Origin of the sequence: Thermus sp. (assembly GCF_037444525.1) — a bacterium.
Taxonomy (GTDB): domain Bacteria; phylum Deinococcota; class Deinococci; order Deinococcales; family Thermaceae; genus Thermus.
Window position 1 is genome coordinate 18,615 of sequence record NZ_JBBIMD010000024.1, and the last position, 14,010, is coordinate 32,624.

General features: G+C 67.5%; 12 protein-coding genes and 1 pseudogene. 3 read left to right on the top strand and 10 right to left on the bottom strand.

What is annotated here, in order from left to right:
* Window positions 1-9: 9 nt before the first annotated feature.
* Window positions 10-2,241: an endonuclease MutS2 gene (locus WKI94_RS05475; RefSeq protein ID WP_337844768.1), complete on the top strand. Its 2,232-nt coding sequence runs from the start codon at window positions 10-12 to the stop codon at window positions 2,239-2,241.
* Here WKI94_RS05475 and WKI94_RS05480 read toward each other — a convergent pair.
* From WKI94_RS05480 to murI, 7 genes are all read right to left on the bottom strand, one after another.
* On the bottom strand, window positions 2,238-3,941 hold the full coding sequence (locus tag WKI94_RS05480; RefSeq protein ID WP_337844769.1) for an aldehyde ferredoxin oxidoreductase C-terminal domain-containing protein: 1,704 nt from the start codon (window positions 3,939-3,941) through the stop codon (window positions 2,238-2,240). The two genes, WKI94_RS05475 and WKI94_RS05480, sit on opposite strands and share 4 nt — an antisense overlap.
* Entirely contained in the window at window positions 3,919-5,385 is a 1,467-nt protein-coding gene (locus tag WKI94_RS05485; protein WP_337844770.1) for an amidohydrolase family protein, read from the bottom strand. Before WKI94_RS05485 ends, WKI94_RS05480 begins: the two co-directional genes overlap by 23 nt.
* Window positions 5,382-6,050, bottom strand: coding sequence for a GNAT family N-acetyltransferase (locus WKI94_RS05490; protein ID WP_337844771.1), 669 nt, complete (start codon window positions 6,048-6,050; stop codon window positions 5,382-5,384). Before WKI94_RS05490 ends, WKI94_RS05485 begins: the two co-directional genes overlap by 4 nt.
* Window positions 6,034-7,326: a 4-aminobutyrate--2-oxoglutarate transaminase gene (gene gabT, locus WKI94_RS05495; protein ID WP_337844772.1), complete on the bottom strand. Its 1,293-nt coding sequence runs from the start codon at window positions 7,324-7,326 to the stop codon at window positions 6,034-6,036. The genes WKI94_RS05490 and gabT overlap by 17 nt, the downstream gene beginning before the upstream one ends.
* Before the next feature lie 86 nt (window positions 7,327-7,412).
* Window positions 7,413-8,789: a PucR family transcriptional regulator gene (locus WKI94_RS05500; protein ID WP_337844773.1), complete on the bottom strand. Its 1,377-nt coding sequence runs from the start codon at window positions 8,787-8,789 to the stop codon at window positions 7,413-7,415.
* 81 nt (window positions 8,790-8,870) lie between these two features.
* The gene (locus WKI94_RS05505) at window positions 8,871-9,512 is read right to left on the bottom strand and encodes a TIGR00730 family Rossman fold protein (RefSeq protein WP_337844774.1); all 642 of its coding nucleotides are present in this window, start codon (window positions 9,510-9,512) and stop codon (window positions 8,871-8,873) included.
* A gap of 6 nt (window positions 9,513-9,518) precedes the next feature.
* Window positions 9,519-10,292 (bottom strand): glutamate racemase, encoded by a 774-nt coding sequence (gene murI / locus WKI94_RS05510; protein ID WP_337844775.1) that lies wholly within the window; start codon window positions 10,290-10,292, stop codon window positions 9,519-9,521.
* A gap of 25 nt (window positions 10,293-10,317) precedes the next feature.
* Between murI and metK the strand changes: the two genes are divergently transcribed.
* The gene (gene metK / locus WKI94_RS05515; RefSeq protein ID WP_337844776.1) at window positions 10,318-11,547 is read left to right on the top strand and encodes a methionine adenosyltransferase; all 1,230 of its coding nucleotides are present in this window, start codon (window positions 10,318-10,320) and stop codon (window positions 11,545-11,547) included.
* Window positions 11,548-11,593: 46 nt separating this feature from the next.
* Here metK and WKI94_RS05520 read toward each other — a convergent pair whose 3' ends face one another.
* The 3 genes from WKI94_RS05520 to WKI94_RS05530 are packed head-to-tail and all read right to left on the bottom strand — an operon-like array spanning window position 11,594 to window position 13,831.
* Window positions 11,594-12,637 (bottom strand): GGDEF domain-containing protein, encoded by a 1,044-nt coding sequence (locus WKI94_RS05520; RefSeq protein ID WP_337844777.1) that lies wholly within the window; start codon window positions 12,635-12,637, stop codon window positions 11,594-11,596.
* 52 nt (window positions 12,638-12,689) lie between these two features.
* Entirely contained in the window at window positions 12,690-13,271 is a 582-nt protein-coding gene (locus WKI94_RS05525; protein ID WP_337844778.1) for a catechol 1,2-dioxygenase, read from the bottom strand.
* A complete protein-coding gene (locus WKI94_RS05530; RefSeq protein ID WP_337844779.1) occupies window positions 13,268-13,831 on the bottom strand; it encodes a YceI family protein in 564 nt (187 codons plus the stop codon). Before WKI94_RS05530 ends, WKI94_RS05525 begins: the two co-directional genes overlap by 4 nt.
* Before the next feature lie 73 nt (window positions 13,832-13,904).
* Here WKI94_RS05530 and WKI94_RS05535 point away from each other — a divergent pair.
* Window positions 13,905-14,010: pseudogene (locus tag WKI94_RS05535) on the top strand (hydrolase); the annotation flags it as partial.

A 14,010-nucleotide genomic window follows, 5' to 3' on the forward strand; every position in this document is an offset into this window, starting at 1 on the left:
TGCCCCTTTGTGCGGGACGTCCTCGAGGTCCTGGAGTTCCCCAAGGTCTTGGCCCTCCTGGCGGAGAGGGCCAAGACCCCCTTGGGCCGGGAAAAGGCCCTGGCCCTCCTTCCCCTCGCCCGGGAGGAGGCCGAGCGCCGCCACCGCCTCACCGGAGAAGCCCTGGCCTACCCCTACCGCCTCCCCGACGCGGGGGGCTTGAGGGACGCCCACCGGAAGGCCCTAGGGGGAGGGAGGCTTTCCGGTAAGGAACTGCTCCTGGCGGCGGAGGCCCTGGAGGAGGCCGAGGCCCTAAGGGAAGAGCTTCAAGGGCTAAAGGGCCTGGGAGAGGTGGCCCGGGGCATCGGGGACCACAGCCGCTTCACCAAGCGGATACGGGGGGCCATAGACGAGGAGGGGCGGGTAAGGGACGAGGCGAGCCCCCGCCTTAAGGCCATCCGCCGGGAGCTCATCCCCCTTCGCCAGCAGATCCTGGACCGGCTCTACGCCATCATGGACGCCCATAAGGAGGCCATCGGGGAGCGCTTCATCACCCTAAGGCGGGAGCGGTACTGCATCCCCGTGCGGGCCGGGATGGCCCACAAGGTGCCCGGCATCCTCCTGGACGAGTCCGAGTCCGGGGCCACCCTCTTCGTGGAGCCCTTCGCCGTGGTGCGGCTCAACAACCGTCTGCAAAGCCTCCGCCTCCAGGAGGAGGAGGAGGTGGCCCGCATCCTCTCCGAGCTCACCGCCCTTCTTGCCGAGGACCAGGGCCTTGAGGGGACCCTGGAAGCCCTGGCCCTCCTGGACCTTCTCCAGGCCCAGGCCGCCCTGGCCCGGGACCTGGGGCTTAGGCCCCCCCGGTTCGGGGAGGGGTACGCCCTCAAGGAGGCCTTCCACCCCCTCATCCAAAACCCTGTCCCCAACGACCTCCGCCTGGACGAGGCCCACCGCCTCCTCCTCATCTCCGGGCCCAACATGGGGGGGAAGACAGCCCTCTTGAAGACCCTGGGCCTGGCGGTGGTCATGGCCCAGGCCGGGCTCTTCGTGGCCGCCAAGGAGGCCACCCTGGAGTGGCCCGACCGCCTCTTTGCCGACATCGGGGACGAGCAGTCCCTGCAGGAGAGCCTCTCCACCTTTGCGGGGCACCTGGTGCGCATCAAGGAGGCCCTGGAAGGGGCCACGGCGCGAAGCCTCGTCCTCATAGATGAGCTCGGGAGCGGCACCGACCCCGAGGAGGGGGCCGCCTTGGCCCAGGCCATCCTGGAGCGCCTCCTGGCCCTCAGGGTGAAGGGGGCGGTCACCACCCACCTCTCTCCCTTAAAGGCCTTCGCTCAAGGGCGGGAGGGGATCCTGAACGCCTCCATGCAGTTTGACCTGAAGACCCTCCGCCCCACCTACCGCCTCCTCCTCGGGGTGCCAGGGCGGAGCTACGCCTTCGCCATCGCAAGAAGGCTAGGCCTTCCTGAGGAGGTCCTGGCCCGGGCCGAGGCCCTCCTCCCCGAAGCAGGCCGTCTAGAAGGCCTTTTGGAGGCCCTGGAGGAAGAAAGGCTCGGCCTGGAACGGGAGAGGAAGGCCCTAGAGGCCCTAAGGGCCGAGGCGGAGGGCTTAAGAGCAGCGCTTGCCCGGAAGGAGGCCCTTTGGGAGGAGGAGCGAAAGGAGCGGCTTAGGGCTTTAGAGGAGGAGGCCGCGGAAAGGCTTAGGCGCCTCGAGGCCGAGCTCAAGGCCCTAAGGGAAAAGGCCCGCACCGAGGGCAAGCGGGATGCCCTTAAGGAGGTCATGGCCCTAAGGGCCCGCTACCTCCCCAAGCGGGAAGCCCCCTCGCCCCCGCCCGGCCTGGCCCCGGGAAGCCCCGTGGAAGTCCCCTCTTTAGGGCAGCGGGGGCGGGTGGTGGAGGTCCAAGGGGAGGAGGCGTTGGTGCAGGTGGGGCCCCTCAAGCTCCGGTTGAGGGCGGAGGAGCTCAAGCCCCTCAAGGAGGAGGCCCCGCCCAAGGCCCTTACCCTCAAGCCCAAGCGGGAGGTGAAGGAGGTGGACCTCAGGGGCCTCACGGTGGAGGAGGCCCTTTTGGAGGTGGACCACGCCTTGGAGGAGGCCAGGGCCCTCGGCCTTTCCACCCTCCGCCTTCTCCACGGCAAGGGCACCGGAGCCTTGAGGAACGCCATCCGCGAGGCCCTAAGGCGGGACAAGCGGGTGGAAAGCTTCGCCGACGCCCCCCCTTCGGAGGGGGGGCACGGGGTCACGGTGGTGGTCCTGAAGGCCTAGTGAAGCCTCTCGTAAAGGGGTCCCAGGTCCTCCGGAAGGAAGCGGGCGGTGTAGCCCTTGGGGGGCAGGGGCTCCTCGTAGAAGAAGGCAGGCAGGCGGTCGTCCTCGTGGGTGAAGCCCGAAAGGTGGTTGAAGCGGTGCTCCAGCCTGAGCACCTCCGCCCCCAGCCAGGTCCAGTAGTCGGGCGGAAGCTCCACCCCCAAGACCCCCAGGATGGCCTCCTGCACCAGGTCCTGGTTCTTGTTGGTGACGCTGCCCCCAAAGACGCAAAGCCCCAGGCTATCGTTGGCCGCGGCGTTTACCTGGGCCTGGTAGCTGGCCTCCAGGATCTCCCCCACCGGCATGGCCCGGGTCTCGAGGCGGGGGGCGTTCCCCGCGGTGTGGTCCGCCCCTTGGGCGGTGACCATCATGGTGATCCCCGTGGCCTCCACCACCCGGGGGTCGTAGGCGGAGATGGCCTGGCGCTTGATCACCGGCACCCGCCTAAGCCCCAAGGCCTCCCCCACCCGGGCCGTGCCCTGGGCCAGGAAGCGGGCCTCCTCCGCGGAAACGTAGAGGGCTTCCAGCTTAATTCTTAAGAAGGCGTAGTCCCCCCACGGGGCCTCCCCCTTCTCCAGGAGGAGGGCCAGGGTGGCCCCCGCCTCAATGGTGTCGATGCCCAGGTCGTTGGCCAGGCGGTTCAGGTGGGCCACCTGGTCGGGGTCATTTAGGCCGCAGTTGGTGCCGAGAAGCCCGATGGTCTCGTACTCCAAGGGGGAGACGATCTCCTCTCCCTTTTCGTCCACGATGACGTTGGAGCACTGGATCACGCACCCCGGCATGCAGGCGTGGGTGTGCCGGCCCCCCCGGGCCTTGTTGAGGGGGGCGATGTACTGGCCCCCCATGCGGAAGGCCTCCGGCGGGGCCAGGCGCCCCTCGCGGAAGTTGCGCACGGGAAGCCCCCCAAAGGCGTTTTGGAAGTCCGCCATCCCCATAGTGCCGATGGCGTTGTAAAACTGCATGGCCAGGGGGTCTTGGCGCAGGAGGCCCGCGTAGCGCTTTAGGGTTTCCGCCACCTTGGGCTTGTCCTGGACCAGGGGGCGGCCCACCACCTCCACCACGATGGCCTTCACCCGCTTGGAGGCCATCACCGCCCCCACCCCGCCCCGGGCGGCCAGGCGGGAAGGGCGCCCGTCTATGTCGCTGAAGGCGATGCCCGAAAGAAGCCCCCCGTACTCCCCCACGGGGCCCAGAAGGGCGAAAGCGATCCTCTGGCCGTAGGCGGAAAAAAGCTTCCTCGCGGCCTCGTAGTTCCCCAGCCCCAAAAGCCCCTCCGCGGGCTCAAAGAAGACCTCCCCCTCCTTGGTGAGGCGCAGAACGGTCCACTCGGGGGCCTGGCCCTCGAGGACCAGGTAGGAAAGGCCCAGCTGGCCCAGGGCGTAGCCGAAGGTACCCCCGCCGTTGGCCTCCTTGATCCCTAGGGTGAGGGGGCTCCGGGTGCCCACGCTGGTGCGGTTGGCGTTGGAGAAGCTGGTCCCCGCCAAGGGCCCCACGGCAAAGACCAGGGGGTTTTCCGGGCCCAGGGGGTCAACGCGGTAGACCTCCTGTTCCATGAGGATCCTCCCTGTCCGGTACCGCCCCCCAAACGCAGCCTCCTCCGGGGGAACCTCCTGCCAAAAGGCCTTTTTCTCCTTTAGGTTAAGCCGTAAAGACCGCCGCACCATCCACCTCCACGTATATTACCTGGGCCTCTTCCGGATAACGGAAAGGGTCCCGATCATAAACCACCAGGTCCGCCCTCTGACCCGGCCAAAGCCAGGCGGGGGGTAGACCGCTGGCCTCAGGCCGAGTGTAGTAAAAAAGGGCCCGCAGAAAAGGAAGCCCCTTCCCCACCAAGGGCCGCCCTGCAGCCCGGGCCCCTTTTAGCGGGCTCACCTCCTGCACCACTGGGGCATCGGAGGAGAAGGCCAGGAAAAGCCCTGCCTGCGCCATGCGGGCCAGGGGGTAACACTGGGGAAGGAATTCCTCGGGAAGGTAGCGGAGGAAGTTCTCCCTCAGCTCCTCCAAAAAGATGGGTTGGGGGACGACCCAAACCCCCAAGGCCCGGGCCAGGCCCAGGGCCTTAGGGCCGGGCAGGCCGAAATGCTCCAGGCGGTGGCGAACGGGAAGGGGCCGGGCCTGGTAAAGGCGGTGGTAGGCTCTTAGGATCTCGAGGATGGCCACGTCCCCGATGGCGTGGGTGGCCACGAAAAAGCCCTTTTCGTGAGCGGGCAGGGCCAGCTCAAAAAGCTCCTCCGCGGAAAGCCTCAGCACCCCCTTTCCCCCCACTTCCCGGTAAGGCCGGCTCACCGCCGCGGAGGCCCCGGAAAGGCCTCCGTCCGCGAAGAACTTTACCCCGGCCACCACCAGGCGCTCGGAACGGTAGGGTTCAGGGAGCGGGTAGGTGGTCTCCTCTCCATCGGGCCGCACCACGGCCAAAACGCTCACCCTTAAGGGCAAACGGCCCTCCTGGTCCAGGCGCCGGTAGGCCTCCAGGAGAAGGGGATCGGCCCCTGCCTCCAGGGCGGAGGTGATCCCGTGGCGGAGAAGGTGCCCCGCCCCCGCTAGGATGTAGCGCTGGTAGTCCTCCACCGTGCGCCGGGGCATGGCCCGCTCCAGGAGGCCATAGGCCCGCTCCAAAAGGAGCCCCTCCCCATACCGCACCTCGCCCCCTGGGGGGCTTGGGGTGTCGGGGCCGAGGCCCGCCCTCTGGAAGGCCTGGGTATTGGCCACGTGGATGTGGGCGCAGGTACGGGTGAGGACCACGGGGCGGTGGGGAAGGACCTCGTCCAGGAAGGCCCGAGTGGGCCAGGCGCCCAGAAGGGCCTCGTTCCACCCCCGCCCGAGAAGCCAGGCCCCGGGAGGAAGAAGGCGGTCCCGCTCTTCCAAAAGCCGCCTTAGGGTCTTTAGGGACCTCACCCCCCGGAGGTCTAAGAGATCGGTGAGGAGCTGGCCTATCTTCCAGATGTGTACGTGGGCATCGTGAAAACCAGGAAGAACCGCCTCCCCCTCTCCCCGGCCGGGCTCGAGGCCCGCCACCCGCCCCTCCTTCACCCAAAGGGCCCGATAGGAGCGGTACCGCCCCTGGGCGTCGGGGACATACACCCGGCCCGCTACCCGCCTCACCACCCCACCTCCGGGTTTCGCCAAACCACGAAAACCCCGTAGTTGAGGCAGGAGGGGTCTTCCAGGTAGTCGGGGATGATGCCGTAGACCCGGTACCCCCGCTTGAGCTGCACGGAGAGTACGGGATCGGCGAGCTCCCCCCGCACCACCCGGTGCACGTACTCCTCTATGGGCATCTGGTGGGCGTGGCGATGGTAGCCCTTGGGCATGCTCCCCGCCACATGGCCCTTAAGCCGAAGACGGCGCACCAGGTTCTGCCGGGCTTGGTACAAAAGCCGGGAAAGCCCTAGGCCCCGATACTCGGGGAGAACACCGATGTCCGCCCCGTAAAGCCAGTCCCCTTCCGGATCGTGGTTGGTGAGCCAGTTGCCCGCCACCACCTCAATGTAGCGGTGCTGGTAATGGTGAAAATCCACCCGGGTGCGGAAGTCCGTGGAGCAGGCCACCACCTTCCCCGTGGCCACCTCTACCGCCGCATGCTGGCCCTCGGGAAAGACGCGCATGTGGGAGAGGTAGTGCTCCTGGGTCATGCGCTCCTCCCGGGAAAGGGTGGGAAAGCTCTTCTCCTGGATCTCCTCCAGCGCCTCCGCCATCCAGGGCTCGGAGCGCACCACGGCAAAGCGCCCATCCTCGGAGAGCAAAAGGGGTTCAGGCAAGGGCGGCATACACCTCCCGGATGTTCTCCCCCACCACCTGTAAGGCCTCCTCCAACATGTCCAGCGGGATGTCCAAGGGGGGCAGGAAGCGGAGGGCGTTGGAGTAAAGGCCGGCCCGGATGGTGATGACCCCCCTCTCCGCATTCCGGCGCACCAGCTCCAGAACGAACTCGGGCCAGGGCTCCTTGCTCACGGGATCCTTCACGAACTCCAGGGCCATCATCGCCCCGACGCCCCGCACATCCCCAAGGGCGGGCACCTCGGCCTTCAAGGGCTCAAACACCTCCCGCACCTTGGCCTCTATGGCCCTGGCCCTTTCCAGGAAGCCCGGGGCCTCGAGGATCCTTAAGGCCTCCAGAGCCGCCGCTGCCGCCAAGGGGTTCCCTCCGTAGGTGCTCCCCACTCCGCCCACGTGGGGGGCGTCCATGACCTCGCTCCGCCCCACCACTCCCGAGAGGGGAAGCCCTGCAGCCACGCTCTTGGCGAAGGTGAGGAGGTCCGGGACCACCCCGCTATGCTCCACAGCCCACATCCTTCCCGTCCGGCCGAATCCAGATTGGATCTCGTCCGCCACCAGGAGGATGCCGTAGGCCTCGGTAAGCCTGCGCACCGCCTGCAGATACCCCGGAGACAGGGGGATGAACCCCCCTTCGCCCAGGATGGGCTCGAGGATCACGGCCGCTACCCGCTCCGGATCCACCTGCGTGTGGAAAAGCTCCTCCAGACCCTCCAAGGCCTGGGCTTCGGAAACCCCCCGGTAGGGGTAAGGGGCGGAGGCATGGTAGACCTCAGGGGCAAAGGGGCCGAAGTTCTGCTTGTAGTAGGAGGCCTTGCCCGTGAGGGCCATCCCGAGGAGGGTGCGGCCGTGGAAGCTGTGGGTGAGGGCCACCACCGCCGGCCGGTTCGTGTAAGCCCGGGCGATCTTCACCGCGTTCTCCACCGCCTCCGCCCCCGTGGTGAGAAACAAGGTTTTTTTTGGGAAACCGCCCGGGGCCAGAAGGGTCAGCCGCTCCGCCATACGGACATAGGCCTCGTAAGGAGTCACCTGGAAACACACGTGCGTGAAGCGCTCCAACTGGGCCCTTACCGCCTGCAGGACCCGGGGGTGACCGTGACCCACGTTCATGACCCCGATGCCCCCGGCGAAGTCCAGGTACTCCCGACCGTCTACGTCCCAAAGGCGGGCCCCCTGGGCCCGAACCACGAAGATGGGGTGGGCTTGGGCTACCCACCGGGGTACAAACCGCTCCCTGGCCTGCCAAAGCGCCTGGTTCCGCGACTCCATGAGGGCCACTTTGCCTCCTTTGAGGTCCGAGGATACGCCGGAGAACCGGGCCCTCCAATGTTTTTGGGAAACAAAATCTATCGAGGCTATTTGTTCTCCAATAACCAAACCCGGGCGGCGAGTTCCAAAAGGAAGCGGTCCTCGGGGCTATTCAAGGAAAGCCCAAGCCGCTCCTCCACCCGCCGAAGGCGGTAGCGGAGGGTGTTCAGGTGAACCTCCAGGGCCCGGGCGGCCTCCTGGTAGGAAAACCCCGCTCGCACCCAAGCGAGAAGCGCTTCCCGCTCCCCCGGCCGAAGGGGCTTTAAGAGGTTCAAGAGCTCCTGCCGGGCCTCGAGGTCCCCGAGGAGGAAGCGGGGGACCAGGTGGGCCTCGTACCGGTACACCCCTGGAGCGGTGAAGGCAGAAAGCCGCTCTACCTCCTCCAAGGCCCGGGCCAGATCCAACGGGGCGTAGGCCCGGGAAAAGTACAGGGGCCAGGGCCGGCCCAAGGCCTGGGCGAAGGCCTCGGGGTCCAGCTCCTCGGGCAGGAGGAAGCGCACCTGGTTCAGGTTCACGGAAAGCACCGCACCCACCCCCTTCCCCCTAAGCAGGCTCCGAACCTCCCCCAGGGCCCGCTCCCGCTCCTGAAAGGCAGACTCCGAAAGCGGGAGGCTCAGGGGCAGGAGAGCCACTCCCGGCCGGCAGCGCCGGTCCAGGTCCAGACCAAAGGCTCGGGCCCGCTCCGGGGTAAGGGCTTCCCGCCTCCCCTCCAGAAGAGCATCCAAAAAAGCGTAACCCAGGCGGGCCTCCCGCTCGGCCAAAGCCTTCTGGTGGGCTAGGATGAGCCCCGCCATCAGGGCGGCGTTCTCCAGAGCCCGCGCCTCGGCTTCTTCCAGGGGTCCCGCGGGAACCAGGTATCCCACCCGTTCCCGGCCCAAGAGCACGGGTACCCCCGCCCCTTCCGGCACCTCAGCCCAGCGCACCTCTCGGCCCAAAAGGCGCGAAAGGTGGGCGAGGAAGGAGACCAGATCCTCCCGTTCCAAGAGGGCAGCCATCAGGGCCCGGTTCAAAGCCTGGACTCGTTCCTGCACCTCCAGCTGACGGGCAAGAAGCCGCCTCAGCACCTCCTCCGTGACCTGAGCAAAGGGCACCTCCCAGGGAAGCTCCAGGACCGCCACCCTCGCCTCAGCCAGGACCTCCAGAGCGGCTTGGGGAAACCGCTCAAAAAACTGGGGCACCGCCAGGACCACCCCAGCAGGCTCCACCGCCGCCAGTTCCGCGGCAAAGCGCCTGAGGGCCTCCACCTCCCGGGGCCAGGCGTACCCTGTGGATAGGAGGAGCTGCCCCTGCCGCACCCAGGGCGCGGGCTCGGGAAGGTCCACCACATGCACCCAGGTCACGATCCGCTCCCCATCCCCCGCCAAAAGGCGGGCTCGGGAAAGGGAGGGCAACTTTAGGAGCTGGTTCAGGGGTAGACCCGGCATTGGCCCTCCACCGGATGGGCAACCCTTACCGGCCGGCGCTTCCATCCTACCGCCAGCCCCCCAAGTCCGGAAGCCTTTGGGCTAACGACCTTTCAGGGCCGCCACCACCTCCTCCGGGGTGTCCAAGGGGGTGAGGAGGCCGAGGTCCTCGGGGAGAATGGCCCCTGCCTCTGCCAAAAAGGCCATCCAGCGGAGAAACCCCTCCCAGTAGGCCCGGTCCAGCACGAAGACGGGGAAGGGATGGACCTTCTCCGTTTGGATGAGGACCAGGACCTCGGAAAGCTCGTCCAGAGTACCGAAGCCCCCGGGGAGGAAGACGAACCCCTTGGCGTAGCGGACAAAGAGGACCTTACGCACAAAGAAGTAGCGGAGGTGCAGGGCGTGGGTCTGGTAGGGGTTGGGCTTTTGCTCCTGGGGTAGATCTATGTTCAGCCCTACGCTCACCCCCCCAGCCTCGCAAGCCCCCCGGTTCACCGCCTCCATGACCCCGGGCCCACCCCCCGTCACCACCCCGTAGCCCGCCTGGGCCAAGGCCCGGCCCAGGCGGTAGCCCAGCTCGTAAGCAGGGTGGCCCTCGGAAAAGCGGGCGGAGCCGAAGACGGAAACCAAGGGGACCTCTATCTCGGAAAGGACCTCAAACCCTTCCACGAACTCCGCCATGATGCGGAAAAGCCGCCAGGCGTCCTCGTGGTGGAGCTGGTCAATGATGGGCTTCTTGGACATACCCCTTTATAACTCCTCGAGGCCCACCCGCCGCACCTCCAAGACCTCCTCCCCAAGCCTCTGGGCCAAGCCGCGGTAGGCCTCGGGGTCCCCGGTAACGTAATGCACCACCCGCCCCCCGCCTTCCGGGTTCAAAAGCCCCTCCGCCTCCAGGGCCTGGGCCACCCTCTTGGCGGTGGCCTCCGCGGAGTCTATGAGCCGCACCCTCGGGAGGACTTGCCCGATCACAGGCTTCAGGAAGGGGTAGTGGGTGCAACCCAGGATGAGGGCCTCGAGGCCAGGAGGGGCCTCCTCCAGGTAGTGCCGGGCCACCAGCAAGGCCACAGGGTCCTCCCAAAGCCCCTCCTCCACCAGGGGGACGAAGAGGGGGCAGGCCTTTTTCCAGGAAAGGCTCACATACCGCTCGTAGGCCCCGCTCCCCACCGTGGCCTGGGTGCCGATGAGGCCCACCTTGGCGTAGGGGCGGGCCTCCTCCGCCGCGGGCTCCAGCACCCCAAAGACGGGCACGGAAAGGTCCTCCGCAAGGTCGGGAAGGGCCGCGGAAGAAGCGGTGTTACAGGCCACCACGATGGCCTTCACCCCCTCCCTGAGGAGGAAGCCCGCGATCTCCCAGGCAAAGCGGCGCACCATGGAAAGGGGCTTGCCCCCGTAGGGCACCCGGGCGGTGTCCCCAAAGTAAAGGAAGTCCTCCCGGGGAAGGCGTTCCCTTAAGGCCTTGAGCACCGTAAGCCCCCCCACCCCGGAGTCAAACACGCCGATGGGCCTCCGCGCGTCCCTCACAAGGGGGCATCATACCCGAGGGGGCATGCTATACTGGCGGAGTTGCCCCCAGGGGGGCGCTTGGGAGGTGCGCAAGTTGAGGCTGGTCACGTCTGAATCCGTTACCGAAGGGCACCCGGACAAGCTGGCGGACCGGGTCTCCGATGCCATCCTGGACGCCCTCATCGCCCAGGACAAGAAGGCCCGGGTGGCGGCCGAGACCCTGGTCACCACGGGACTGGTCTTCGTGGCGGGGGAGATCACCACGGAGGGGTACGTGGACATCCCCGGGTTGGTGCGCAAGACGGTGCGGGAGGTGGGCTACACCCGGGCCAAGTACGGGTTTGACGCGGACACCTGCGCCGTGCTCACCGCCATCGACGAGCAGTCCCCGGACATCGCGGGCGGGATCAACCTCTCCTACGAGTGGCGGGTCCTGAAGTCCACCGATCCCCTGGACCGGGTGGGCGCGGGGGACCAGGGCCTCATGTTCGGCTACGCCACCGACGAAACCCCCGAGCTCATGCCCCTCCCCATCACCCTGGCCCACCGCCTCACCATGCGCCTGGCGGAGGTGCGCAAGACGGGCCTCCTCCCCTACCTCCGCCCGGACGGCAAGGCCCAGGTCACCGTGGTCTACGAGGGGGACCGGCCCCTCTACGTGAAGACCGTGGTGGTCTCGGCCCAGCACTCCCCCGAGGTGGAGCAGGACCAGCTCCGGGAGGACCTCATCCGCGAGGTGGTGCGCCAGGCCATCCCGCCGGAGTACCTGAAGGAGGGGGAGACGGAATACCTCATCAACCCTTCGGGCCGGTTCATCCTGGGTGGGCCTCACGCGGACACCGGCCTCACGGGGCGCAAGATCATCGTGGACACCTACGGGGGGGCGGTGCCCCACGGGGGCGGGGCCTTCAGCGGCAAGGACCCCACCAAGGTGGACCGCTCCGCCAGCTACTACGCCCGCTACATGGCCAAGAACCTGGTGGCGGCGGGGCTTGCCAGGAGGGCGCTGGTGGAACTGGCGTATGCCATCGGCAAGGCCCGGCCCGTCTCCTTAAGGGTGGAGACCTTCGGCACGGGGGTTCTCCCCGACGAGAAGATCACCGAGATCGCCGCCAAGGTCTTTGACCCGAGGCCCCAGGCCATCATTGAAGAGCTAGACCTCCTTAGGCCCATCTACACCCCCACCTCCGCCTACGGCCACTTCGGCCGGGTGGGCTTCCCTTGGGAGGAGACGGACCGGGTGGAGGTCCTGAGACGGGAGGCCGGACTCTAGCCTCCCTTTGGGTCCCCACCGGAGCCTGGGCTCCGGTGGGGCGTTTTTAGGCCAACTCCACCCGGTTCTTGCCCTTCTTCTTGGCCCGGTACATGGCCTCGTCCGCCCGCTTGAGGAGGGAAAGGGGGGAGTCGGTGGGGGCCGCCTGGACCACGCCGATGCTCACGGAAAGCTCAGGCGCAGGGGGTACCCTTAGGGCCCGCACCGCCTGCCTCACGCGCTCCGCCAGGGGCAGGGCCTGGGCCAGGCCCGTCTCCGGGAGGAGGACGGCAAACTCCTCTCCTCCCAGGCGCATCGCTCGGTCGCTCACCCGGCACTCCCCCTCCAAAACCCGGGCCACAGCCCTAAGCACCTCGTCCCCCAAATGGTGCCCGAAGGTGTCGTTTACCTTCTTGAAATCGTCCAGATCCAGGAACATGAGGGTCAAGGCACGGCCGTAACGCTGGACCCGGGCGAGCTCCCGTTCCAGGATAAGCTCCGCGTAGCGCCGGTTGCGCAGGCCGGTGAGGAAGTCCCGGTAGGCGTCCAGCTGGGCCTCGAGGTAGCCCCCCTTGATCCGCACCAGCATGTAGAGGAGGAGGACGTAGGCCAGATTGGAGCCGAAGAACTGGACCAAGGCGTTGGCGTGCACGGGCTGGAAGTGCCCCCTTGTCCCTCCAAGAAGAGCCAGGAGGAAGGCGGTGAGGAGGTAGATCACCGCCAGGCGCACGGCCCGGGGGCTAGGGAAGAAGAGGAAGCTGGAGAAGTACACGAAGGGGAACCAGAAGCTGGCAGGGGAAAGGCCCTGGGGGTTGGGCACCAGGAGGAGCTGGTAGCCCAGGGTGCCAAGGAGGTAGAGGGCCACCAGGGCATGGGCCGTGGGCAGAACCCAGGTGGCCGCGTTGGGCCAAAGGAGGAGGGCCAGGGCCAAGCCCCCGAACCCCACGGCCAAGGAAGGCAGAAACAAGCGGTCCACCGGGTCCAGAACCCCCTGCCTGGAGGAAGCCCAAAGGGCCACCAGGGCCAAGAGGACCCCCAAGGGCAGAAGCACCAGGGCCACCCTCCGCCGCAAGGGGTTTAAGGGGTCCAGAAGCTCCAGGGTGGGGTTCACACCTCTAGCTTAGCCCTAGGCCCCTAGGGGCAAGGCGTTAACGCTCGCAAGCTCAAAGTGTAAGGGAGAAAACCGCCCCATACCCCTCCCCTTCCGGCTTGGGGTCCAAAAGGAGGTCCGCACGGAACAAGCCGTCCTGGCGGTTACGCACGTTGGGCAGGCCCCGGGTGCGGTAGGGGGGGCGGGCATAGACCGCCTCTATGACCTCCTCCGGGAAGAAGAGCTGGGTCACCAAGACCCGCCCCCTCCCTTCCACCCGCAGGTGGAGGTGGGGGGTGCGCCCTGGGTACCAGCCGGGGAAGTGGGTGAGGAACTCCACCTCCCCTTGGGGGCCAGCAAGCTCGTACCCCCGGAAGGCCACCCCGGGGGTGTTGAACCCTGAGTACCGCCCAAAGGGGTCGGCGTGCCAGAGGTCCACCCGCACCCCCACAAGGGGGCGGCAGGCGCGGTCCTGCACCCTGAGGAGAAGGCGGAGGGGAACTCCCTCCCCTTCCCTCAGGTCCCGCCTCCTGGGCACCTGGGCCAGGTAGTAGGGCCCCTGGGCCAGGGCTGGGGTGGGGGTGCAGGCCGGCTGGGCCAGGACCCGGCCCGAAAGGGCCAGGGCGAAGGCCTTGAGAAGGGCGCGCCGGTTCATAGCCGCCTCAGCGCAAGCTCCACCTCGAGGCGGATGCGGTTTTCCACCCCTAGGACCACGGGCACCCGGGGCTGGACCAGGCGGAAGCGCTCAAAGGGGAACTTCGTCTTTAGGGTAACCCGCACCTCCTGCCCAAACACCGCCTCCCCCTCCCAGACCACCTCCTCCGTCACGTCCCGGAGGGTGAGGTCCCCCACCACCTTCACGGGATACCGCCCCTGGCGGGGCAGGGGGTTGGGCAGGCCCTCCACCCGCTTGGGGCAGAAGGTGGCGGTGGGGAAGCGGTCCGTCTGGAGGGTGTTTTGGCGCAGGTAGTTGTCCCGCCGGGCCTGGTCGCTCCTAAGCTCCCTCAGGTCCACCACGAACTCCCCCTGGGCCTCCATGCCCCTTAGGACCACCCGCCCCGTCACCGCCTTGGTGGTGCCCACGGCGTCGGTTATACCCACCCCCAGAAGCTCCTCCCGCACCCGGTAGCGGGCCTCCCCCGAGGCCACCTCAAAGGCCTGGGCCAGGACCAAGGTGTACAGGAACACCCCTAGCGCCACCGTCCACGCGCGCATATGTTCCTCCTTTACTATGAAAACCGTAGCACAAGGGGGTTAGAAGCCGGTTAAAAAGGGGTAAGCTCCAGCCATGGTCCGGGCGGTGCTCTTTGACGTGGGCAACACCCTCATCCTGGCAAGCCCCCGCTTCTGGCTCCTGCCCTTCCTTGCCGAGCGAGGCCTTAAGCCCAAGGGGG

Bases quoted from the DNA above. Each gene is read 5' to 3' on its own strand.
- WKI94_RS05490 (WP_337844771.1), bottom strand. From the start codon at position 6,050: ATGCCGCCCTTGCCTGAACCCCTTTTGCTCTCCGAGGATGGGCGCTTT.
- gabT (WP_337844772.1), bottom strand. From the start codon at position 7,326: ATGGAGTCGCGGAACCAGGCGCTTTGGCAGGCCAGGGAGCGGTTTGTA.
- WKI94_RS05500 (WP_337844773.1), bottom strand. From the start codon at position 8,789: ATGCCGGGTCTACCCCTGAACCAGCTCCTAAAGTTGCCCTCCCTTTCC.
- WKI94_RS05505 (WP_337844774.1), bottom strand. From the start codon at position 9,512: ATGTCCAAGAAGCCCATCATTGACCAGCTCCACCACGAGGACGCCTGG.
- metK (WP_337844776.1), top strand. From the start codon at position 10,318: ATGCTATACTGGCGGAGTTGCCCCCAGGGGGGCGCTTGGGAGGTGCGC.
- WKI94_RS05525 (WP_337844778.1), bottom strand. From the start codon at position 13,271: ATGAACCGGCGCGCCCTTCTCAAGGCCTTCGCCCTGGCCCTTTCGGGC.
- WKI94_RS05530 (WP_337844779.1), bottom strand. From the start codon at position 13,831: ATGCGCGCGTGGACGGTGGCGCTAGGGGTGTTCCTGTACACCTTGGTC.